Source organism: Odoribacter splanchnicus DSM 20712, assembly GCF_000190535.1.
Lineage (GTDB): Bacteria > Bacteroidota > Bacteroidia > Bacteroidales > Marinifilaceae > Odoribacter > Odoribacter splanchnicus.
In genome coordinates this window covers 4,105,483-4,128,769 of the sequence record NC_015160.1, presented here as the reverse complement: position 1 = coordinate 4,128,769, position 23,287 = coordinate 4,105,483, and the positions used below count along the sequence as shown (strand labels likewise).

The window sequence follows — 23,287 nt, the reverse complement described above, 5'->3', positions numbered from 1 at the left end:
TTATAAATAGAAAAGAGGCATCACAAACGACACCTCTTTCCGAAATCTAACCACTCCTGAAAGGGTGTGAAGACAAAATTTATTGAATGACATTCAATTTTTTACCGATTTTGATAAAGGCTGCGATTGCACGATCGAGTTGTTCACGGGTATGGGCAGCCGACAACTGGATACGGATACGTGCCTGTCCTTTCGGAACGACCGGATAATAGAAACCGGTAACGTAAATATGTTCTTTCTGCAGCTCGGCAGCAAACTGCTGTGACAATACGGCATCATAAAGCATCAGTGCAGCGATAGCCGATTCAGAAGGTTTGATATCGAATCCGGCCTCTTTCAGTTTACCCCGGAAATATTCGGCATTGCTCATCACACGGTCACGCAATTCGGTACTTTCCGTCAACATATCGAATACAGCGATAGAAGCCCCGCAAATAGCCGGAGACAGAGAGTTGGAGAACAGGTAAGGTCTGGACCGCTGACGTAACATTTCAATCACTTCTTTTTTACCTGTCGTATAGCCTCCCATAGCTCCTCCCAGTGCTTTTCCCAGCGTACCGGTGAAAATGTCGATACGATCCATCACGCCGTTGTATTCGGCAGAACCACGACCTGTTTTACCGATAAAGCCGGCAGCATGGCTATCGTCTACCATTACGAGGGCATTGTATTTTTCTGCCAGATCACAGATTTCTTTCAATCGGGCAATATCGCCGTCCATAGAGAATACTCCGTCGGTAACGATAATCCGGAAACGCTGAGCCTGAGAAATTTTGAGCTGTTCTTCCAGATCTTCCATATTGGCATGTTTGTATCTGTAACGAACCGCTTTACATAAACGAACACCGTCGATGATAGAAGCATGATTCAACTCATCGGAGATGATAGCGTCTTCCTGACCGAACAAAGGTTCGAAAACACCTCCGTTGGCATCGAAACAAGCAGCATATAAAATAGTATCTTCGGTCCCGAAGAATTTAGAGATTTTAGCTTCCAGCTCTTTGTGAATATCCTGGGTACCGCAAATGAAACGAACAGACGACATGCCGTATCCCCGGGCATCCAATGCTTTCTTGGCTCCTTCGATTACTCGCGGATGGGAAGAAAGACCCAAATAGTTGTTCGCACAAAAGTTCAATACGGTTTCGCCCGTAGTCAGTTTGATTTCTGCATCCTGAGGTGTTGCGATCAGGCGCTCGGTTTTATATAAACCGGCATCTTTTATAGACTGAATTTCAGCCTTTAAGAAATCTTGAAATTTTCCGTACATAGCAGTAAAGATTATTTATATAATTTCTTCAAACTTAGAAAATATTTCAGGAAATCCCATAAAAATATCACTTAAAGATTTTTTAAAGTTACAATCCGAACCCAAATCCCCCGATTTTCTAAGAATTCGTTAGTTTCGAAAGATGCCGGTAAATATTATTTTTTACTGAGTTTTTTCAATATCGGCTCGATGATCTCTTTTTGTGAAGGACGGGGAGCATCGGCCGAAATGATATTGAAGTGTTCGTCGATCAACAAGAAACGCGGAATGCCCGTAATATCCCAACCGGATTTAGTGCGGGAGTCCTGACAGTTCAGTTCGTTGACAGCGCCATGACTACCCCGCCCGATAAAGTTTTTCCAGGCTTTCTCACTTTCATCCACCGAGATTCCGATAAACTGTACATTCGGGTATTTACTGCTCAATTCATTGAAATAGGGCATTTCTCCCATACAAGGGCCACACCAGGTCGCCCAAAAATCGACATACATCGGTTTACCTTTATAATCACTCAGTTTTCCTTTCTTACCCTCGGAAGTCACAAGATCGAGATCGATAGCCGGACGTCCTTCCATCAACTTCGCCCGGCGCTCCAAACGCCCCAGATAAGCTTCGCTGAAATCTTTATATTTCAGTTTACCGGCAAAATTTTTCAATTCCCGGTATTTTTCCGGCGTCAGTTCCCCTTCCAGTTCTTCTCCTTTTTCCAGTACTTCGACCAGTTCTGCCAAGCGGGCGGACTTCGGATAATCGAAAACTTTCAAGTTATAGCAACTGACCAGGACATCTCTCACAACGGCCACATCCAGATAATCGTCCGAACCGGCAATTTCCTGCAGAATCGGGTTCATATCCCCTTGTATAGAAGTGTAAAATTTCCCAAGTACCTGTTTGAATTCTTCCTCCGACTTACAATCGCTCAACATCGCGTCCGAATAACCGGCAAAAGACATATAGCTATTCGCCACATCAGCTTTAATCCGTTCTTTTTCGAGCAGCTTAAATTCTTTACTGACATTTTTCAACTCCTCCAACTCTTTCATACGCAGGGCAGCTAAACTATCTACCGTTTTTTTAGTCGCTTCAAAAGTCGGTCTCAGATTTCTTCCGGCCGAAAGAAAGGACCCTGCTTTCGGAAACAAGCGTCCTTTCAGATAGGTATTGGCTTCCATACCTTTCCCCTCGAATGTACTTTGCGGCTGGGAAGTACCCAAATATACTTTCAGTTCATCTCCGGGAGTCAGATACAAGGTATTTCGTCCGATACGGAAATAAGCAGGTTTGCTCAAAGGCAACACCAAATCGAAATTTCCATCTGCGTCCACGGATATTTTTATCACTCCGGCATCCGAAATCTCGCCGGCAGCTCCATCCGGAGCCATATTCACTTCTGCCGCTTTAAATTCTTTCAACGAACCATACAAATGCACCGTGTTATTTTTTTCCCCATACACGAGCAGCCCCCACATACAGAGACAAACGATCAAAATACTTTTCATTATTTTCAATTTTATCCTTATTCCTGAAACAATTTCGCTAATTTTTCATTCAACCATCCTCCACGGGCATTGGTGCTGACTACCCGGCCTTCGGCATCGACCAAAACACAGGAAGGCACACCATTGGTTCCGAAGAGTTTCATACATTCCTTGTCATAACTCTTCCCGTTCGCCCCGCAAACCTGTGTCCAAGCCATTCCTTCTTCCTTTACCGCCTTCAGCCAGGCATCCGTGTCGTCGTCTATCGAAATACTGACCATATCGAATCCCTTTCCATGGTAACGTTCATAGGTCTCTTTCAAATGGGGGATATCTGCCCGGCAAGGGCCACACCAGGATGCCCATAATTCCACCAAAGTATAATGACCTTTGCGTAATATCCCGGACAATTTCACCTTTTTCAAACCGGTGGTCAATACCTCGAAATCAGGCAATACATCTCCAACGTATAAAGGCTGGCCCAGGACAGCCTTCTCCAGCTTCTGTCCTTCCGGGGTTTTCCGAAACTCTTCCGGGAAAAGTCCGGCAACCTCCCGGGCAACCCGTCTTTCATGTGCCCGTACATTCAACCCTTTAGCCACATATACGGCTACCGGAGAGGAAATATGCCGACGAATAAAACCGACCCCGGTATAAAAGATACTGTCGCGTACGGCATCCATTTCCCGGACACAGCGAAATACGTCTTCTTCCGTTCCTTTTTTATAATAATACACATGCCGGTAAGCATCGAACAAACTATCGTTCTGCAAAACAAACGGAGTCACCCGTCGCTTATAAGCCATATACAGATCATGAGATTCCGACCCTTTCACCTGTAAACCGGCAGGAAGTTCTTTTTGCAGCTTCGAAGGCATTTCAGCAAAAGGTAAAGTGACCTGAATAGCAGCATTCTCAACATAAACCGGAATATTCAGAATTTTATCCCACCCAAAAACCCGTTGTGAGGGATCTTTAAAATAAGTAATACAACGCAATTCCGGACCGTCAACTTTCCCTTTGAACTCAAACCGTCCGTTTTTTAACCGGGTACTATCGTAATAATGAGTTTGTCCGGTATTTGTCAGAAATACCCAATGATCATCCGGAGCTCCCTTCAATTCACCCTTCAGTACAAAGCCTTCCGGCTTGCCGGTACAAGCTCCTAACATCAATAAACCAGCTAGTATAATAAATACCTTCATACGCTCTATTTTTAAATAAATACAAAATCAGTAATTTCCCCAAAATCAGTATACACTTGCTTGGCCGGATAATGCTCACTATCCCCACCGACACTTCCGGTAGACGATAAATTCAGAATGACAAAATCTCCTTTACCGTTTCCCATATCGAAACCGATACCCAAACTATATTGCACATCAAATTCATAAGCATCGAAAGCATTACTGCTGGAAAGATAGCGCTTAGCGAATTTCATCTTCACCGCCTTACCTCCGGCATGGGTATAAATAGCTGTCGCCTTTCCTCCTGCCTGCTTGAAATCCAAACGATAAACCGTATTGCCGGAAGCATAAAAAAGAAGCCCACTGTACGGAGGGGTAGAGGCAAACACTGCACTCTCGTCCAAACCTTGGGGGATATTTATGGTATAATAGCCATTAAACGAAGCATTGTCCGAATAATTAAATCCTCTCGGATTGAACTCATAGACGAAACATCTGGTATCGTTTTTCGCCAAAGCATAGGCATACACACTGGTCCAGGCAGAAGCATACTGATAACCGGTTCCCAAATACAAGACTTTCTGGTCTTCAGGCAGTTTATTGGGATTTACAGCCGACACATTTCCATCCCGGGTCGGTATAGCCTTGATCAGATTCGTATTTTCCTCGCTTTCACTAAAATACAAGGGATCGTATTTCTTTACACCCAACCCGTCACTCGTATTATAATAGAAAGCGAAACGATGTCCTGCTTCATCGTACAACAGCGCATTATTACTGATTTTAGAAGCAAGCGTGATATTTACCTCTCCTTCCAGATCAGCAGCCGGCTCATAAATTTTCCCGGCACGGGGCGACTGATAAAGCATGCCGCCGGACAGCAACAAAGCACTGGCAGTGCCATCACCATCTGCTAAAGTGATATGCTGAAAATCAAAACTATTCTGAGCTAACGGAGCTACCATCCGCGTCAGGCTGTCTTTCTTTTCAAAATGTTTCCACTGGCAATACACGCCCGATTCTACCGGATCATCCGTAATGACGGTAAACATATTCCAGCCCGATCCTGTACCATAATACTTGCAGGAAGTCGTATACGACATCAAAGCCTGCGGTTTTCCGGTAAATCTTTTTCCGGTTTCTTCATAATAAGCATCTTCCTGTACGACGATGTCTCCCCCGATATATTCGACAGAACCTAATTCAGTCTGTCCGTTTTTACGGTGTAATATCATCCACGAACCGACATAAGGTTTGATCAATTCGATGGTCGTATTGACCGGATATTCTATATCCGTTATTCTATCGTATACATTCAAACGAAAATAATGGGCATAGGCCAGATTTTTAGCCTCAGGATCGATATGAAAATTTAAATTCTGTTCCAATCCAACCGTGTCGAACTTGCCATGTCCGTAAAAATTATGATTGGTTGTCGAATGCAGCCACGTATATTCCAGATTATCCTCATTTTCTTGTAAGGACTGAGACAATTGCGGTATAATTGTAACCGTCGTATCTTTATCCAGACGCACCGAATATACTTTATTCAAAGAGACATCCAGTGTATTTACCTCCTGATAAGTATAATTTCCCTTATCATCGTAGCACGAAGCCACGAGTAATCCTAATATAAAATAGATCAATCTTTTCATACTGTTCAAATTTTAAAGTAATTCCGAAATATCCGGGATCTCGATCCATTCTCCGGTGTTCTCATCAATCAAAGGCCGGTTGGCCGGATCCGCCTTATAAGCTTCTAAATCCGTATAAAATCCGTTCGACAAGAGTATATCGTAAAACTGATTGGTCATCATCCATTCATTCAGGGAAGTCCCTCCGTATTTTGTAATCAGATACCGGGCTTTCGTCTCACTATAATCGCCGAAATACATGGCATAGTAACCGTCCCATTCTTCCTCATTGGATCCCCATAAACCGAGATTTACCGTATCTTCGGCTTTTAATCTGAAAAATTGTCTTTCTAAAGTACCCGCTTCAAAATCAGATTGGGCATAATCGAAAGTCAGATTAGCCGAATATGTAGCATTACGTGTTGCCGGACGTTTTAAAAGTATTTTTTATTAACGGTTTAACACAACCGTTTGAAGAATAAACATTTAACGGAGTATCTGAAAAGTAATGGTAACGACTTGGCAACCGTACGATTTTCAGCGTTTTGCTATGTTTTACTGTCAAATAACTCTTTATGCAAAAGTAGTCAAAATCCTTGAACAGGCAAAGAGATTAACTCCTTTTAGTCGTAATTGGTTCTATTTAGTCGTAAATAGTCGTAATTCTCTTGGTTTAGTCAAAAACACAGGTATAACAACTACTCCATATACCATATTCGGCCTTTCAAAATGATTATACCAACTTCTTTCATTTCTACAAGAATATTTCCGACCATTCGTTCCTGTTGTTCAATAGTCTTGGTTTTAGGAAGCACATCTTTGAGATAATCAAATATAGCATCGCGTTTGGCTCCAGCAGAACCAGCATTTTGAAGATACTGCAAAATCATTTGTTGGAGTTTTGCTTTATCCAAACCTCTGTTGCGGGTATAATCCGGCAACTGCTTTGTTTTTTTAGCAAGATCCAATGATATGCTATACTCGGATGTATCCCCCTCTAATAGTCCTCTGTTCAATAAAGCGAGTACATTCTCCTCGGAAATGCGATGTCCTTTCTGCACCGCATCCAAAAGGATACAATCTTCTAATGTCAATGTATCGTTATCCTTGAGCAACTGAGTATATTTTTCATTGATGGTATTTCCATATATCGTTACGCCAACCTCTTTGTTCAACATGTCAATTTCATAGTCAGGCATCGGGAAATGACGACGCCTTTGCTCGTTGAACATCTTCTTGATACCACGACTTACGGTGTCTATCATATTGAAGTTTACCATTGCACGGCAAAGACATTCATTTCGGAAATGCCGTTGCGGACCTTTGGTCTCCAATGCCTTTTGCAAAGTGCCTGGAATGAAACTACCTCCGTTGGCATAATACAGCCATCCGGGATTCTCCACAAAATTGATGCGTTGCTGTAATGTATAATCCTGATGAGCGATTGCATTGTGCAGTGCCTCACGAATGGTGTAGTCATCGTATTGCTTCATTGTCTCAGGAAACAATGTTCCTCCGGGCAATTCTCTCATTGTAAGATTGTGTATCTTACTCAATATCTTATCAACTGTATTATTTTTTAGTTAAAACCTTCCCTCTATCTTATTCCGTACTCCTCGATCTTACGGTAAAGGGTTGTCAGGCCGATGTGCATCAAACGGGCAGCCTCGGTCTTGTTTCCTCCGGTATATTGCAATACTTTCCGTATATGTGCTTTTTCCACCTGGGCCAGGTCGAATTCAGAGTATCCTTTTCCGCCTTCACTTTCCAAAACCGACTGCTGAATATCGAAGGGCAAATCGCTTACAGTCAATACCGCACCGTCGGCAATGATCATACTTCGTTCGATCACATTACGTAATTCCCTGACATTTCCTTTCCAGACATGTTTTTTCAAGGTTCCCAAATATTCAGGTGTAATCTCTTCTATCTTTTTCCCCACACCCGGTCCGAACATTTTCACGAAAGCCCGGACATACAATTCGATATCTTCTATCCGTTCACGCAGAGGAGGGAGTTGAATCCGAAAAACAGACAAGCGGTAATACAAATCTTCACGGAAATGCCCGGCCTCGATCTCTTTCTGAAGGTCTCGGTTCGTAGCGGCTATAATTCTGACATTTACTTTAATAGGACGGGTATCCCCCACTTTTATGAACTCGCCACTTTCCAGTACCCGTAGTAGTTTCGCCTGCAAATCGAAAGCCATTTCACCGATCTCATCCAGAAAGATCGTTCCCTGATCGGCTTCCTCGAACAGTCCTTTCTTTTCCTTCAAAGCCCCGGTAAAGGCCCCCGCTTTATGGCCGAAGATCTCACTCTCGAGCAGTTCTTTGCTAAAAGCCGAACAATTGACCGCCACAAACGCCTTGCCCGCCCGGCTACTATGCTGATGTATGGCCTGAGCAAAGACTTCTTTGCCGGTTCCTGTCTCACCGGTCAATAATACAGGTACATCCGTCACAGAAACTTTTCTGGCCAACTCTACAGCCATCCGGATAGGCTTCGATTTCCCGAGAATCGACTCAAAGGAATACTTTTGTCCGACCTGTTTCTCCAATTGTTGCAAACGCCTGGCCATCTCTACTTTTTCCATAGCACGGCTGAGCAAAGGAATAATTTTGTTATTGTCGTCTCCTTTGGTTATATAATCGAATGCACCGTTTTTTATCGCTTGTACTCCATCCGGGATATTCCCATGGGCGGTCAGCAGGATAATCTCGGTCAAAGGTCCGAGCCGCTTCATTTCTGTTGTAAGATCGACACCGCTTCCATCCGGTAAGCGGACATCACAGATGATCACATCGGGATTTTGCTGTTCCACTTGTTTCAACCCAGCCTTACAACTGTCGGCCTGAATGACTTCATAACCTTCCAATCCAATAATACGGGCCAATAGTCCCCGTAACTGATTTTCATCATCGATGATTAACACCTTACCCATTATACCCAGAATTAAATCGGTCTACAAACTTTATGAACTTAAATTAATTATACCTACTTCTGTTCGTAAAAGTAAAAAGTAAAAGACAAATGCCCAAAGGTTTGACCGGAAAATCCTAAATTTGCCGCATGGATTCATTGATCGATTTAGGATATTGGGGATTATTTATCGGTTCTTTTCTGGCTTCTACCCTCATTCCGATGAGTGCGGATGTATTACTGGTGGGTATCCTGGCTCTAGGCGGAAATGTATGGGCCTGCCTGGTTATCGCCACAACCGGTAATTGGCTGGGAGGACTCACTTCATACTGGATCGGTTGGCTGGGCCGCTGGGAATGGATCGAACGCTGGCTGAAGGTGAAGGAAGAAAAGCTCCTCCGTCAGAAAAAAAACATAAACCGTTATGGAGTATGGCTGGCCCTGTTTACCTGGCTTCCGCTTATCGGTGACTTATTGGCCGTCGCCCTGGGATTTTACAAAATCAAACCTTATGCCTCGGCCATCTACATGCTAATCGGCCGTTTCGCCCGCTTCCTGCTTTGGACCTGGCTCTACCTGCAATACGGAGAACGATTTTTTTAAACTTTCTCTCTTTACCGCCCCCTCTCACCATTTCCACTATTTTTTTCTGTTCTCTTGCTCTCGCCGTTTTATCTGTCGTCACCGTTTTATCCGTTTCCACCGTCCCAACAACTTTCCTTCCCCCTTTACGTATTTGTAAGAGCACGATCAAACCTCTGCAAATGGGACATGACTTTATCATATTAGCGACCACCGAATTTTGGGAGCATTATGGCTATTTAGGATTGTTTGCCGGTTCGTTTTTGTCTGCACTTTTTATTCCTTTAGGTGCAGACCTATTATATGTAAGTATGTTAGCTATGGGATTCAACCCCTGGCTCTGTCTTTTCGTAGCGACAACCGGTGGTTGGATCGGAGGATTGGTGATTTATGGAGTCGGTTATGCCGGCAATGCCACCCGGATACGGAAATTATTCCATATCAAAGAAGAACAATTGCTGAAACAGAAAAATAAAATCGAAAAATACGGGGGCCTGATGGCACTCCTGGTCTGGATTCCCGTTATCGGCGATATTTCGAATGTAGCACTCGGCTTCTATAAGACGAAACGAACCCATACTTTTATCCTGATGTTTATCGGCAGAATGTGCCGCTTTCTGCTATGGACGCTATTGTTCCTGATCTTTTCAAGCCGTTTTATCAAATTTTTCGATAAACTCTGATTTCCAATCAAAAACTACCGATCAAAGAAGTCAGATTAGAGGTAAATAAGCGAACGGCTATTGCCAACAAGATAATACCGAATAATTTACGCATTACGTACACTCCGCTTTTACCGAACAGACGTTCTACATAATACACATAGCGCAATACTAGATACACCAATGCCATATTCATCGCGACAGCGATGATGATATTGAGAATATTATATTCCGCCCGCAACGACAACAAAGTGGTAAACGAAGCCGCCCCGGCAATCAAAGGAAATACCAGCGGAACGATCGTAGCCGACCCGCAAGGACTATCGTTTTTAAATATCTCGACACCGAAGATCATCTCTACCGCTAAAACCAGCAACACCAAAGCACCGGCAACGGCAAAAGAAGAAATATCGACATTGAATAATCCCAATAATGCCTGCCCGATAAACAAAAAGGCTACTAATATAACAAAAGAAATAATAGCTGCCTTTCCAGCCTCTATTTTCTGATTCTTTTCACGCAAACTAATGATAATCGGAATGGCTCCCAGAATATCGATTACAGCAAACAGTACCATAAAAGCACTGATAATTTCTTTAAAGCTAAAATAAATGTCCATCGTGTGTATTTTTATCAACAAAAGAGCCGTTTTGTTTAAAATAAAACAATCAAACCCTTCGCAGTTAAATTTAAGACAACAAAAATACTACTTTCTAAAGAAAAAACAGGTACTTTTCCGATAAATTTTAATTCCGGATTCCGGGACGGACCTTTCATCCCGCTTTCGGTCCGTTTCTCTTTTTTCTTCCTACAGCAAGTTAATTTTTATCCGCTACAACAGCCTCCATTTCTGCTTTACTCCGGCTATTGGTTACCAGATAGACCCCTCCGAATATCAAAGCGACTGAAATGATTTTCACAAAATTAAAAGTATCCATCCCCCAACACACAGCAACAATACTAGCCACCAAAGGCTGAACATAATTATACATACCGGCAACAGTCGGGCGTAGATTTTTTTGCCCGATGACTATCAACACATAACTAATAAAAGTACTCCCCACCACGATAAATACCAATGCTCCGATTTCAGTGTTTTGTAAACTCTTCCACTCCGTATGGAGCAAATCATTATAAGAGAAGGGTAAAGCACAAATAAAAGCATAGGTAAACATCCATTTCATAATGGTAATCAAGGAATATTTATTCACAAAATTTTTAAACAACACAAAATAAAGAGCATAACTAAATTGTGCCAACAGCACCAATAAATCTCCCCAGATATAATGATTTCCAGCCGCTTTAGCCTCCGAAACCTGATGGCTCCCTAAAATCAGCAACAACGCCCCGGTAGCTCCGACTGCAATCCCCAGTACTTTTTTTCCTGTTATCGGTTCTTTCAAATAAATCGCCGCTAAAACCATGGCGAGCAAAGGCATACTGGTGGTGATGATGGAAGCATCCACCGGAGAAGTCAGTCCTACCCCGAAAATAAAACATCCCTGATTAAAAACAATAGCCAGGAGAGATGCCCCCAACAATTTTAATAAATCTTTAGGAGCCACCCGTTCAGGTTTCTGAAAGAATGAAGCGATCCAAAACAGCACCATAGCCCCCGTAATCCTTAGATCAGTTACAACGAGAGGAGTAACCGCACCTCCTACCATCACAAATTTTGCCACGGGAGACATCAATCCCCACATCACATTAGCCCCCAACATCGAGCTATGGCCTTTCAATTTCATCAGATTCATATCGGAATAAATTAAATACAAAAAAGAACCGACTTCAGTCAGTTCTTTTGAGTGTAGCGCTAAGGGGAATCGAACCCCTGTTTTAAGAATGAGAATCTTACGTCCTAACCCCTAGACGATAGCGCCATTTCGAGTATTTTAAAAAAGCCTGCTTTTGCAGACTTTCCCCAGAGCTGTTAGTGAGATTTGAACTCACGACCTCTTCCTTACCAAGGACAATTCCATCACGCCAGACACCCACTAATATGCTATATAACAACACATTAGTTTCAGAACAAACAATAACGGTTACAAATTGGTAACAAAATTAGTATTTATGCCAATATGTCAGTGCAAATTAAACAAATTAATTATCTAAAAATCTATGTCGCACTTCACCCTATTTATTTCTTAATATAAATTCCCTGAAATGCGATTGGTAAAATTCTCTTCTAAAGAGGGCTTTTCCGACGGTTTTAACTGGTGTCCATAATGCTTGATTTAAATTGAAAACTTTTAATCCAAGATGTATTGTTGAACTCGATTCAGCTTAAAGGTTTATTTTTAAGTGGTATTTATATCTGCTTAAAAATACCTCCACTAAACACGTAGCGTATTACTTTTAGTATACTCCGTTTTAAAGTAAAATAATAATAGATAAACATCACAGCAAAGAAACAAAGTCCACCTAAGGGTATTAGCCAACCCAACAGCATGTAATAATCTATTGTTACAATAGAGAAATCCCAATCATTCTCAGAAACGATATATAAATATACTCCTATCATGTATAATAGGTATGGAATCCAAAACCGTTTAAGTTTTTTACGAGGAAATACCTTGTAATATGTGCAAAATATCAACAGATAAGCAACAATACAAACATCTACGGATAATCTTAGAAGGCTAAATCGAGAAGAAGGAACTAAAGGTGTTACTAATAACCATTGTATTATTATCATTTGTATTAAATTGAATCTCCTAAAAAAAACTTTTAGGGTTCGTTTTCATGTGACGTATCTTAGAGAATGTCTAAGAATAGTTTATTAATGCTATGGTTAATCTTGTTCTTTGATTTCAAGGTCTTCTGGAAGCAATTCAAACGTCCATTCGTGATACGTATATTTCCCCTCTTTCCATTCCCGCTTTTGCCAATACTGCTCATTGAAAAATTGCTTACCGGAATCATTCCGTTGAGATTGAACCCAAGTTCTAAGGAGGACATTATTCGAATCAAAAATTGTTAATGAATCCTCTAAGACAATAGCATCTAAAATCCAATTGAACATATCGGGTGTCTCTTCAAAACTGGAGATCCCAGCTCCATATACAGTAATAGTACTATCATTAGGAACAATATTGTAATTTGGCGAATCGAAATTTTTCAATAGAATAATAGTACTACCGGTACTATTTTTTAAGAACCATTCACATTTATTTCTCGGATCTCTATAATCTGATGGATTACAGGCTATCAAAAATATAAATATACCTACCCAAAATAATTTAAAATCCATACCTGCTGAATTTGGCAATTATTGAATCTTTCTTTGAAGGATATCTTGAAATCATCTTTTGCTTCAAAAGAGCATGTGAAGTGACATCTGAAGACAAACAATCAAAAATCTGTTTTTTGGTTAAAATCTTTTCTGTCATGAGATCATATAATAAATTTGGTTGGAACCATTTACTTTGACCATTTTTGGGTTTTTGTTGATATTTTTCGTAAGTTCGAATATATCCCATCGCATATCCCCACATTTCACCAACTCCACAAAAACCTGAATTATTACAACTTGCATCTCCATAAGGGTGGTCATATTTTTTGCCATACGTAATGATATAATTGACATATTTTGCCCAAAAAGCACTTCCCACTTTGTTGAAATGGCTGGCATGGGATAATTCATGATTTACACTTTCATATATATCGTATGTATTATAACCACCTCCTGTTCCAATGACAATATCCGGCAAAGCAAATTTAAGAAGAGTATTTGTATATGTCAATAACCTTCCAGCAGTAATATTGATAAAAAAGTTAGACCATCCTGAATTTGAGCTATAACCGATAGGATGCCATACACGCCGGAGCCTTGGAGCACAACTTGCATTGGATTGATGTCTGAAAACCCAGATTCTGGGATTGTGTGGTGGTAGTCCGATACCGTCTTTTTTGGCATTCTGATAATATTCAAAGCCCGCATTGTTCACAGAACACCAATCCCATGCTTTTGCATTAGTTCCGAAAGTCCGGTCATGTCCTCCTTTTGAATGCCATCCCATATTGTAATTGGCCGCTGCAAAAGGTCCCCAATTTCCCCAGATAGTAAAGCCTTGTGAATTGTCAAATACAACTGCATAGTGCGGTCCGATACGGAATTTACTTCCCATGCTATAATAACCGTTTTCATCGGTGAACGCCGTAGACCATTTGACAACGGTATGACAACGTACCTTGACTCCTTTAACAGGAACATCCCTCCTTAAATAGGTATCATACACTTTTAGGGTACCGGTAGGACGTTTCCTTTTCCATGACCGTGTTTCCGGTTCGTTGAACTTGCTTTCAAATTTTTTAATCAATCCTGCATTTTCAAAAGCCTTTTGTTCGAGCAATTCAGCAAAACTCATATCTCCAGCACGTGTTTCAACGCTATCGTCTATTCCGTCATCAATCCATTCATCATCCAAGTCATCTTCATTGGGAATAAAGCATTTTTCCAAAATTTCATATTGTATTGCCGGAAATTCATAATCGGGCTTTACAGTGGTATACAACCAAGTGATTTGTCCTTCCGGAATACTTGGATCATGGTAATATGTACCTTCGACCTCAATATCATAATCCAAAGGATAATCGAATAATTCCAGAAGGGTATCCTTTTGTAACTCCAATAATTCAGTGGAATCTTTAGGTAAAAAACGCACATATAAATCTGTTGTTTCTATCTTGAAATCTCCGGCAGCCCGGGTTTTTATCAAGTCGGCATAAGCCTTTTCCATATTCGCTATCGAATACGGGTTTTCAAGTTTTTCTCCCAAAACCATCATCCCGTCTGTTTCTTTCTGTTCTTTAGGGAAATTGGTTGAATCGTCATTTTCTGCTATAATTTCATTGTCCTGCGAACAGGCAGCAAACAAGAAAATGAATGGAATAAATAAAAGAATTTTTTTCATGACATTAAATTTAGTACCACAAATTATAGAATATGAAACCGGTTTTATTCTATCTTGTAGTCAAAATTATAGCAATTCTTTCGAATTACAGGTGTAAACTTATTCAGTGATGACAAAGTAAATTTGTATTTATCACGTGTATTGAGTCGTCCAAGATCGGATAATTCGTTAATGATTTTTTGAAAGTATTCTTCTACTGTCATTGCGGGTTTCTTTTTTATTCCGATAATATCATCGATCGAATAATTTTTCCCCTGAATTTTATATTCTAACTCCCGTTTTTTAAATTCCTGAATCTGTTTATCCAAAAGATATTGCAAATGTTCCTGATTAGGGATACCATTCTTCAAGCAGTTATTATCGAAATCCCAATAATCGACTTTAATTCGTAAACCAGAAGTAATTTTTCGGACAATGCCATTATGATATAAACGAATTATTATTGCCACCTCATTCTGTTTTGAAATTCTGTCTCTCCGACAAATAGCTGATATTTCCATAAAATAAAGCAAAAACGACTGACAGAGAATAGCCTAAATAATATGGAGGGCTATAAAAGTGGGTACAAATTGGTAACAAAACCCACTCTACGCCAAAATCGATATATTTGTATTATATTATATATCAATGAATTACCAAAACCAAGATTGAAGAACAAAAAAAGAACCGACTTCAGTCAGTTCTTTTGAGCGTAGCGCTAAGGGGAATCGAACCCCTGTTTTAAGAATGAGAATCTTACGTCCTAACCCCTAGACGATAGCGCCATTTCGAGTATTTTAAAAAAGCCTGCTTTTGCAGACTTTCCCCAGAGCTGTTAGTGAGATTTGAACTCACGACCTCTTCCTTACCAAGGAAGTGCTCTACCCCTGAGCTATAACAGCATTCACTTTTACTTTCGTTCAGGCTACCCTTATTTGAAAGCGGTACAAAGGTAGTGGTTTTACAGTAGAATACAAATTTTTTGTAGTATTTTTTTTAGATTTCGATCAGTTTTTATCAATAATTGAAATAAACTACTGAAAATCAATAATAAAATAAGCAAAGCAGTTTCCGGTATTCGTGTTCGGGTCCCTGAACACGAATACCGGAAACTGCTTTGCTTATCCTCCCTTAGCGTCTCGGAATATCGACCGAAGTTTCTTTTTGACCTTTAAGATGCTCAGAAAAGAAATCCACCAGCCGCCAATAGAAATATTCGTCCATATCTCCGAAACTATGACGTTGCCCCGGAAGAATCAGCATCTCGAAACGCTTATTAGCCCGGATCAAAGCATTCACAACACGGATCGTATTCGCATCATGGACATTATTATCGATATCACCATGTACAAGCATCAAATGACCTTTCAATTGCTTAACAATTTCGGGATTCGTAGCTATTTTATAAACAAAAGTAGTATCTCCTTTTTCCGAAACGACCTCTTTCACGCCATGATGTGTCTCGCTCCACCAACGGTTATAAATCCGGTTGTCGTGGTTCCCGGCACAGGATACCGCAGCTTTATAAAAATCGGGATATTGACAAATTGCAGCTGTAGACATAAAGCCACCTCCCGAATGACCGTGTATGCCGACTCTGTCGATATCTATAAACTTATGGCGGGCAGCCAATTGTTCGACGGCCACCTTATGATCGGCCAAAGGATAATCACGCATATTCCCATAACCATAATTATGATACCATTTGGAGCGGGAAGGATGTCCACCCCGCTGTCCTACTGAAATCACAATGAATCCGGCCTGAGCCAAACGATCCGTCCGTACACTCATCCGGGTAAAAGGGTAATATACAGCTTCAACCTGGGGGCCCGGATAAACATAATCGATAATGGGATATACCTTGGTCGAATCGAAATCGTAAGGTTTATACATCACCCCGTATAAATCCGTCACCCCATCGGCAGCCTTGACGACAAAAGGTTCCGGAAACCGATAACCGGCCGCTTTCAATTGCGAAAAATCACTCTCCTGGATAGTCATCACTTTATTCCCCTCCCGGTCTAACAGATCGGCACAAGGAATCGTATTCACCCTCGAATAATTATCCACAACGAAACGGGCATCGTCATCTATTTTTACTTTATGAAAATACTCCCCTTTTGTTATCCGTTTCAGTCCACTCCCATTTACATTCACTTTATACAACTGTTCATAATACGGATTTTCTCCCTCTTCCTTACCATTCCCCACAAAATAGATCGTCCGTGTAGCTTCATCCACTTTCAGCACCTGCTCCACATGCCAGGGGCCTTTCGTGATCCGGTTTTTAAGATTTCCCTGATCATCGTATAAATATAAATGAGCCCATCCGTCACGTTCACTCCAATGAATCAACTCCTTACCCTTATTCAAGACAGCCAAAGGCCGCGTTTCCTGATAAGTATTCATCCGCTCCTGAATAATCGGCACAATCGAATCCTGCCCGATCGTATAAGAGCAGATATCAATACGATGAAGGTCCCGGCTACTACGAACCAGAAAAAAACGGTCGTTATCTCCCAGCCAAACCGGTGATACATACTCCATGTCCCGCTGTTTCTGTTCTGCAGGTTTATAGGATAAACTCAAATTTTGATTTTTAAACGCCGCTACTTTTATTTCCTTACGAACATTATTCTGCATATCGAATACATAAAGATGCTCCTCAGGGGCTTCCATCTCTCCAGGCATCTGATATTTATAAGTTTCCAACGTAGGACGTGGCTGAGCGATAGAATTGATCACCCACAATTCCTTTACTGCCCGGTCGTCGGATACCGTTACCGCAAAGTGTCTGGAATCGGGAGACCAACATCCCGATACCCGCCGGCGTTTACCGTTGCAAAGCGTATCGGTATTCAACATACTGTAAGGAATGCCATAACCGAAATCCTTCACTCCGTCTTGTGTCAATTGAATCTCGAGAATCGTACTGTCCTTCTCGTTTTTCCGGGCTTTCTCATAATCTTCCCGACTCATCCGGAAAAGGTTACAATCCTTAGCATATATCACCGTCTGGCCATCGGGAGAAAAATTTCCCCATCCCAATTTTTTCGGTTCCTTTTCCTGTCCTTTCAGATGAGTAAGTTTACGGGAAGGATAATCATAAGAGAAATAAAAGACTTCTTTTTCTCCTTTCTTCTTGTCTTTCTCCTCTTTTTTCGGTTTCACTTCTTGCGAAGATTCCACCTCAAAAGTAAATGTCCGGCCATCTTCTTTTGCCTTGAGATTACGTACCGGCAGATGACGGGCCTCGAAAGGATCATGAACGATCTCTGTCAGCTGAGCAGCCAGTTCATCCCGGTCGAACAGCAGATTTTTGGTACGCGCAGCCGGATCGACCACATACCAAAAAGTTCCTTCACTCGTTTTATACTCGAACCAGAAACGATTTCCTTTCTGAAACCAATGCGGATCGACCAAAGTAGAAAACAACATATTCTTCAGCTTATCTCCGGTAAACTTTTCTGCCTGCAAATATTCAGGTAACCTCTCTTGCGAAAATACCTTACCGGCACAACAGAGGCCGATAAATAAAAAAATAATAATCCGATTTTTTTTCATATAATAACCATTTCAACGTTGTGTACAAAAATACACATTTTTAGGGATTCCGGGACGGGTCTGTCCCGGAATCCCTAAGGAAGTTCCCGAGCGAGATAAGGAGCAGTAACGGAATTTGTGGATTCCAGTAAAGCTGAAGGAGTTCCGGCAAAAAGTTTTTCCCCTCCCATCAGCCCTCCCCCCGGCCCCAATTCGATCACATAATCCGCAGCTTTTAAGACATCCAGGTTATGTTCGATGAGATAGATTGTATTTCCCTGATCGACCATCGTATCGAAAAGCCGGAGAATATGGTGGATATCTTTCACATGGAGCCCGTCGGTGGGTTCGTCTAAAATGAAAACCTTACCTTTACTATCCAGGTATGAAGCCAATTTGACCCGTTGCAGTTCACCTCCGGAAAGGGTAGAGAGGGATTGATTCAAGTGGAGATAACCGAGCCCGACTTGCATCAAAGGCCTGAGTTTTTGTTCTATACTACTACCTTCAAATCGAAGGGAAGCTTTACGTACCGTCAAGTCCATCGTTTCTGCTATATTAAAGCCATCGACCCGATATTGCAGAACTTCCTTCGAATAACGCAAACCTCCGCAGGCCTCACATACCGTCTCGATCGAATCCATAAACGCCATGTCGGAAACAATGACCCCTTTTCCATTACAAAGTGGACATCCCCCCTTTCCGTTAAAAGTAAACATACTCAGGCTAGTTCCACACCGGCGGGTAAAGAGTTTTCGGATATCGTCAGCTACACCGAGATAAGTTGCAGGAGTAGAACGCAAGCTGATCCCGATACTCTTTTGACTGATATAGACCACTTCTTCCGGGTAATTCTCCCGGAAACATTGCATCAGAGAACTTTTTCCCGATCCGGCAACTCCGGCTACAACTGTCAGTATCCCTAAAGGGAATCGGATAGTCAGGTCCTTCAAATTATGCATCCGGGCATGCTCTACGGTAAACCAGGCAGTAGGTTTCCTGAACTGAGCTTTAAGGGGCGTTTTTCCGGCTATCATTTGTCCGGTCAGGGTATTACTCCGGAGGAGGCCCGGATAATCTCCTTCATACAAAATATAGCCTCCTTCAACTCCCGAGCCTGGTCCAAGATCGACAATATGGTCCGCAATTCGGATCAATTCCTTGTGGTGTTCGACCAAAAGTACCGTATTTCCATGGTCCCGGAGTTTTCGAACAGATTCCTTCAAGAGATGGATATCATGGCTATGTAAACCGACACTGGGTTCATCCAGAACATAAAGGATATCGGATAATCCGGAATTAATGTATTTCGCAATTTTACAACGCTGCGCTTCTCCCCCGGACAGAGTTCCCATACCCCGGTCGAGTGTCAGATATCCCAAGCCGATTTCCAATAAGGCGGTTAAACGGGTTTGTAATACCTGTTTCAGATCTCCAGCCAAAGAATCGGTGACTCCTTCAAGCCAAATAAGCATTTCGGGAATGGGGAGTTGTGTAACCTCTGCAATATTTTTTCCTCTAATCCGACAAGTCAATACGATGGGATTCAACCGGGTACCGCAGCAATCGGGACAGACTCCCATCGTTACCATAGGCTCCAGAAGCTTTTGATGTAATTTTCCTTCCTCTGAATTGATAATACTACGATACATCCGGGTCACCAGACCTTCGTACTTCGCTGTTTTAGGCCAATTGGAAGGAGGATTCTTCAATTTGATTTGAGGAGAATATAAAAACAGTTTCAGTTCTTCCGGTGTATAATCTTTTATTTTCTTATTCAAATCGAATAATCCGGAATGGGCATATCTGATCCAGCGCCATTCACCCGGTTGAAAAGCTGCATAATGAATCACATCCGGGTCATTCAGCGATTTGTCGAAGTCCACCAACTTATGTACATCGAGTTCTCTGACTTCTCCCAGTCCGTCACAACGGGTACATCGGCCTTGAGGGTGATTGAAAGAAAAAGTATCGGAATAGCCGACATGGGGTGAACCGATCCTCGAGAACAACAAACGGAGGAGGGAATAAATATCGGTGTAAGTACCTACTGTCGAACGGGCATTGGCTGTCGGTTTTTTTTGGTCGATTACGATGGCTACCGGCATATTCTCAATCTTATCGACATGAGGCCGACCGTATTTAGGCAGATACTGCTGAACAAAACTAGGAAAGGTTTCATTCAATTCGCGCCGGGAAGTCGCCGCTATCGTATCCAGTACCAACGATGATTTTCCCGATCCCGATACACCGGTAAAAATCGTGATTTTCTTTTTAGGGATTTGTAAGGAAACATGCTTCAAATTGTTTTCATAGGCCCCTTTAATGACGATGTATTCTGTTCCAGCCATAGCTTATTTCGATTAAAGTCCGTAAAGTTCAGTTTATAAAATTCATCGTCCCGATAAATTCAGGACAAATATAGGGCAATCGGTTTGTTTTAAATTCTACCCTCACCCAATATTTAAGTCTGAACTTTTCATTTTGGCCATTGTTTCTGTATCTTTGCCATCATCAGAAGTTTTTTAGTGACCATTTTATGAAGAGAATATTTTTATGTTTGTATTTTTTGCTGACACTAGCAGCAGGATTACAGGCCGAAAATCTGGTAGAGGCAACCTATAATCTAAGGAATGCCTATCGGAGTGATTCTTTGAAAGGCAATGACTGGGGACAGCATTATCCTTATATTGCCGGGGTAGTACAGTTCTACGGATTCGATATATTCGGAACTCAGGAAAGCTTCTGTGATCAATTACAGGATTTAAAGCGAACTTTACCCGAATATGATTATATCGGAGCGAGAGGTGACGATGGAAAAAAAGCGGGCGATACACAGGAAAAAGTCAACACTGCCGGTAACTTTCCGCAAGAAGTGTTTTCGGATAAATATACAGCATATACTCCATCGGATCATTTTCCGGTGATTTAATTGTTAAAGAACAAAAATAAACAAATATGGAATATCATATAGATCCCGTTGATTTTATCGTAGGAAAGACCGGAGGAGAAAACCGGGCGGTACGCAACCTACTCGATTTATTTGCAGAAGGGGCTACGATTCCTTTTATTGCCCGGTACCGTAAAGAGAAAACCGGTAATATGGATGAAGTACGAATCGGGGAAATCAAAACTTTATATACTCAGTTTCAGGAACTCGAAAAAAGGAAAAATGCTGTTTTAGATACGATCCGGGAACAGGAAAAACTGACTCCTGGTTTAGAAAAACAGATCCGGGAATGTCAGGATATCCGGATACTGGAAGATCTCTATCTGCCCTTTAAACCTAAAAAGCAAACCCGGGCAGCGAAGGCCAAAGCGAAGGGATTGGAACCGCTGGCAGCTCTTCTGATGCGGCAGGAAAACGGGGATATTGCGGTCAAGGCAGCCCGTTTCGTAAAAGGTGAGATACAGGACACAGAAGAAGCTTTACAGGGAGCCAGGGATATCATGGCCGAATGGGTAAACGAGAGCGAAGCGGCACGTAACCGGGTTCGCCGTCTGTTGGAACGGGAGGCGGTTATCACGGCCAAAGTAGTGAAAGGCAAAGAGCAGGAAGGTGAAAAATATACCGATTACTTCAATTTCCAGGAAAGTCTGAAACGTTGCCCTTCTCACCGGATACTAGCTATCCGGCGTGGAGAAGCAGAAGGGATTCTCAAAGTTTCTTTAAGCATCGACGAAGAGAACGCCTTAAAGAATTTAGAGCGGATTTTTATAAAAGGAGACAATGAGAGTGCCCGGCAAGTCTGGCTGGCAATGAAAGACGGCTACAAAAGATTGTTGTTTCCGTCCATCGAAGCCGAATATATGACCTTATCCAAACAGAAAGCAGATAGCGAGGCTATCCGGGTCTTTGCAGAAAATTTACGGCAACTGTTACTCGCTTCTCCTTTAGGTAATAAACGGGTATTGGCTATCGATCCGGGATTTCGTACAGGTTGTAAAGTGGTATGCCTGGATGAAACCGGCAAACTGGTTCATAATGAAAATATTTACCCCCACCCTCCCCGCAATGAGTATAAGCAAGCGGCAGCCAAAGTGACGAATATGGTAGCGACCTACGACATTCAGGCCATCGCTATCGGGAACGGTACGGCCGGACGGGAAACAGAAAAATTTATCCAGACATTACGCTTCGACCGGAAGGTACAGGTGTTTGTCGTCAGTGAAAGTGGGGCTTCCGTTTATTCGGCCTCTAAAATTGCCCGGGAAGAATTTCCGGAATACGATGTGACGGTGCGGGGGGCCGTCTCGATCGGCAGACGATTGATGGATCCTTTAGCCGAATTGGTCAAAATCGATCCTAAATCGATCGGTGTCGGACAGTATCAGCATGATGTGGATCAAGGCGGACTGAAAGAAGCGTTGGATCGGGTTGTCGAATCGTGTGTGAACAAGGTCGGAGTGAATGTGAATACCGCCAGTAAATATTTGCTGACCTATATTTCCGGTTTAGGACCGGCCTTAGCTGAAAACGTGGTGGCTTATATTCAGGAAAACGGAGCGTTGAAAAGCCGTGAAGAACTGAAAAAAGTGAAACGTATGGGAGCGAAAGCTTTTGAACAAAGTGCCGGCTTTCTGAGGATCGAAGGGGCCGGAAATCCTTTGGATAATTCTGCTGTTCATCCGGAATCGTATTATATCGTTGAAAAAATGGCCCGCGATCTGGGTGTCGGCGTTCATGAACTGATCGGAAACGAAACACTGTGTGGCCGGATAGAACCTCAACGGTATGTGGATGAAAAAACGGGCCTGCTGACCCTGAAAGATATTGTGGCAGAATTGAGAAAACCGGGGAGAGATCCCCGGACAATGGCGAAAGTATTCAGTTTTGCCGAAGGCATTTCAAAAATCGAAGATCTGCAGGTGGGTATGGTAATTCCGGGAATCGTTACCAATATTACCGGTTTCGGAGCTTTTGTCGATGTCGGAGTGAAACAGGACGGTTTGGTACATATTTCAGAAATTGCCGATCGTTATGTAACCGATCCTGCAGCAGAACTGGTACTGAATCAACAAGTGATGGTAAAGGTTGTACAAGTGGAACCCGGGCGTAAACGAATCGGCCTTTCAATACGCCAGGCGCAGAGTAAAGATTAAATTTAAAATCCATA

General features: G+C 42.1%; 16 protein-coding genes, 3 tRNA genes and 2 pseudogenes. 4 read left to right on the top strand and 17 right to left on the bottom strand.

Annotation, left to right across the window (positions count from 1 at the left end; genetic code table 11):
* Nucleotides 1-79 precede the first annotated feature (79 nt).
* From kbl to ODOSP_RS17435, 7 genes and pseudogenes are all read right to left on the bottom strand, one after another.
* A complete protein-coding gene (kbl, locus tag ODOSP_RS17465; RefSeq protein ID WP_013613598.1) occupies nucleotides 80-1,270 on the bottom strand; it encodes a glycine C-acetyltransferase in 1,191 nt (396 codons plus the stop codon).
* A gap of 155 nt (nucleotides 1,271-1,425) precedes the next feature.
* Entirely contained in the window at nucleotides 1,426-2,769 is a 1,344-nt protein-coding gene (locus ODOSP_RS17460; RefSeq protein WP_013613597.1) for a TlpA family protein disulfide reductase, read from the bottom strand.
* A 17-nt stretch (nucleotides 2,770-2,786) separates the two neighbouring features.
* Complete coding sequence (locus ODOSP_RS17455) at nucleotides 2,787-3,953, bottom strand: TlpA disulfide reductase family protein (RefSeq protein ID WP_013613596.1); 1,167 nt, start codon at nucleotides 3,951-3,953, stop codon at nucleotides 2,787-2,789.
* Between the two features lie 11 nt (nucleotides 3,954-3,964).
* Nucleotides 3,965-5,590, bottom strand: a complete 1,626-nt coding sequence (locus ODOSP_RS17450) for a PKD-like family lipoprotein (protein ID WP_013613595.1) — start codon at nucleotides 5,588-5,590, stop codon at nucleotides 3,965-3,967.
* A gap of 12 nt (nucleotides 5,591-5,602) precedes the next feature.
* Complete coding sequence (locus ODOSP_RS17445) at nucleotides 5,603-5,830, bottom strand: hypothetical protein (protein ID WP_013613594.1); 228 nt, start codon at nucleotides 5,828-5,830, stop codon at nucleotides 5,603-5,605.
* A gap of 437 nt (nucleotides 5,831-6,267) precedes the next feature.
* Nucleotides 6,268-7,140, bottom strand: a pseudogene (locus tag ODOSP_RS17440) (ATP-binding protein); the annotation flags it as partial.
* A 26-nt stretch (nucleotides 7,141-7,166) separates the two neighbouring features.
* Nucleotides 7,167-8,513 (bottom strand): sigma-54-dependent transcriptional regulator, encoded by a 1,347-nt coding sequence (locus ODOSP_RS17435; RefSeq protein ID WP_013613593.1) that lies wholly within the window; start codon nucleotides 8,511-8,513, stop codon nucleotides 7,167-7,169.
* A 128-nt stretch (nucleotides 8,514-8,641) separates the two neighbouring features.
* Between ODOSP_RS17435 and ODOSP_RS17430 the strand changes: the two genes are divergently transcribed.
* Entirely contained in the window at nucleotides 8,642-9,094 is a 453-nt protein-coding gene (locus tag ODOSP_RS17430; RefSeq protein ID WP_013613592.1) for a YqaA family protein, read from the top strand.
* Nucleotides 9,095-9,255: 161 nt separating this feature from the next.
* Nucleotides 9,256-9,756, top strand: a complete 501-nt coding sequence (locus ODOSP_RS17425; RefSeq protein ID WP_013613591.1) for a YqaA family protein — start codon at nucleotides 9,256-9,258, stop codon at nucleotides 9,754-9,756.
* A gap of 7 nt (nucleotides 9,757-9,763) precedes the next feature.
* Here ODOSP_RS17425 and ODOSP_RS17420 read toward each other — a convergent pair whose 3' ends face one another.
* The 10 genes from ODOSP_RS17420 to ODOSP_RS17370 all read right to left on the bottom strand — a co-directional run bounded on the left by ODOSP_RS17420 (nucleotide 9,764) and on the right by ODOSP_RS17370 (nucleotide 20,521).
* Nucleotides 9,764-10,354: a MarC family protein gene (locus tag ODOSP_RS17420; protein ID WP_013613590.1), complete on the bottom strand. Its 591-nt coding sequence runs from the start codon at nucleotides 10,352-10,354 to the stop codon at nucleotides 9,764-9,766.
* Nucleotides 10,355-10,553: 199 nt separating this feature from the next.
* Nucleotides 10,554-11,489, bottom strand: a complete 936-nt coding sequence (locus tag ODOSP_RS17415) for a DMT family transporter (RefSeq protein WP_013613589.1) — start codon at nucleotides 11,487-11,489, stop codon at nucleotides 10,554-10,556.
* Between the two features lie 54 nt (nucleotides 11,490-11,543).
* Nucleotides 11,544-11,615: transfer RNA gene (locus ODOSP_RS17410), tRNA-Glu, on the bottom strand.
* 911 nt (nucleotides 11,616-12,526) lie between these two features.
* A complete protein-coding gene (locus ODOSP_RS17400) occupies nucleotides 12,527-12,985 on the bottom strand; it encodes a hypothetical protein (RefSeq protein ID WP_013613587.1) in 459 nt (152 codons plus the stop codon).
* Complete coding sequence (locus ODOSP_RS17395; protein WP_148233373.1) at nucleotides 12,975-14,474, bottom strand: hypothetical protein; 1,500 nt, start codon at nucleotides 14,472-14,474, stop codon at nucleotides 12,975-12,977. The genes ODOSP_RS17400 and ODOSP_RS17395 overlap by 11 nt, the downstream gene beginning before the upstream one ends.
* 218 nt (nucleotides 14,475-14,692) lie before the next feature.
* Complete coding sequence (locus ODOSP_RS17390) at nucleotides 14,693-15,148, bottom strand: Arm DNA-binding domain-containing protein (protein WP_013613585.1); 456 nt, start codon at nucleotides 15,146-15,148, stop codon at nucleotides 14,693-14,695.
* 192 nt (nucleotides 15,149-15,340) lie between these two features.
* Nucleotides 15,341-15,412, bottom strand: a tRNA-Glu gene (locus ODOSP_RS17385).
* 45 nt (nucleotides 15,413-15,457) lie between these two features.
* Nucleotides 15,458-15,529 (bottom strand) — tRNA-Thr (locus ODOSP_RS17380).
* Between the two features lie 229 nt (nucleotides 15,530-15,758).
* On the bottom strand, nucleotides 15,759-18,191 hold the full coding sequence (locus ODOSP_RS17375; RefSeq protein WP_013613584.1) for a S9 family peptidase: 2,433 nt from the start codon (nucleotides 18,189-18,191) through the stop codon (nucleotides 15,759-15,761).
* A gap of 74 nt (nucleotides 18,192-18,265) precedes the next feature.
* Complete coding sequence (locus ODOSP_RS17370) at nucleotides 18,266-20,521, bottom strand: ATP-binding cassette domain-containing protein (protein WP_013613583.1); 2,256 nt, start codon at nucleotides 20,519-20,521, stop codon at nucleotides 18,266-18,268.
* 188 nt (nucleotides 20,522-20,709) lie between these two features.
* On the opposite strand from ODOSP_RS17370, the pseudogene ODOSP_RS17365 reads away from it, so the two are divergent.
* Together ODOSP_RS17365 and ODOSP_RS17360 are read left to right on the top strand one after the other, a co-directional pair.
* Nucleotides 20,710-21,003, top strand: a pseudogene (locus ODOSP_RS17365) (endonuclease/exonuclease/phosphatase family protein); the annotation flags it as partial.
* Between the two features lie 125 nt (nucleotides 21,004-21,128).
* Nucleotides 21,129-23,273, top strand: a complete 2,145-nt coding sequence (locus ODOSP_RS17360; protein WP_013613581.1) for a Tex family protein — start codon at nucleotides 21,129-21,131, stop codon at nucleotides 23,271-23,273.
* Nucleotides 23,274-23,287 lie beyond the last annotated feature (14 nt).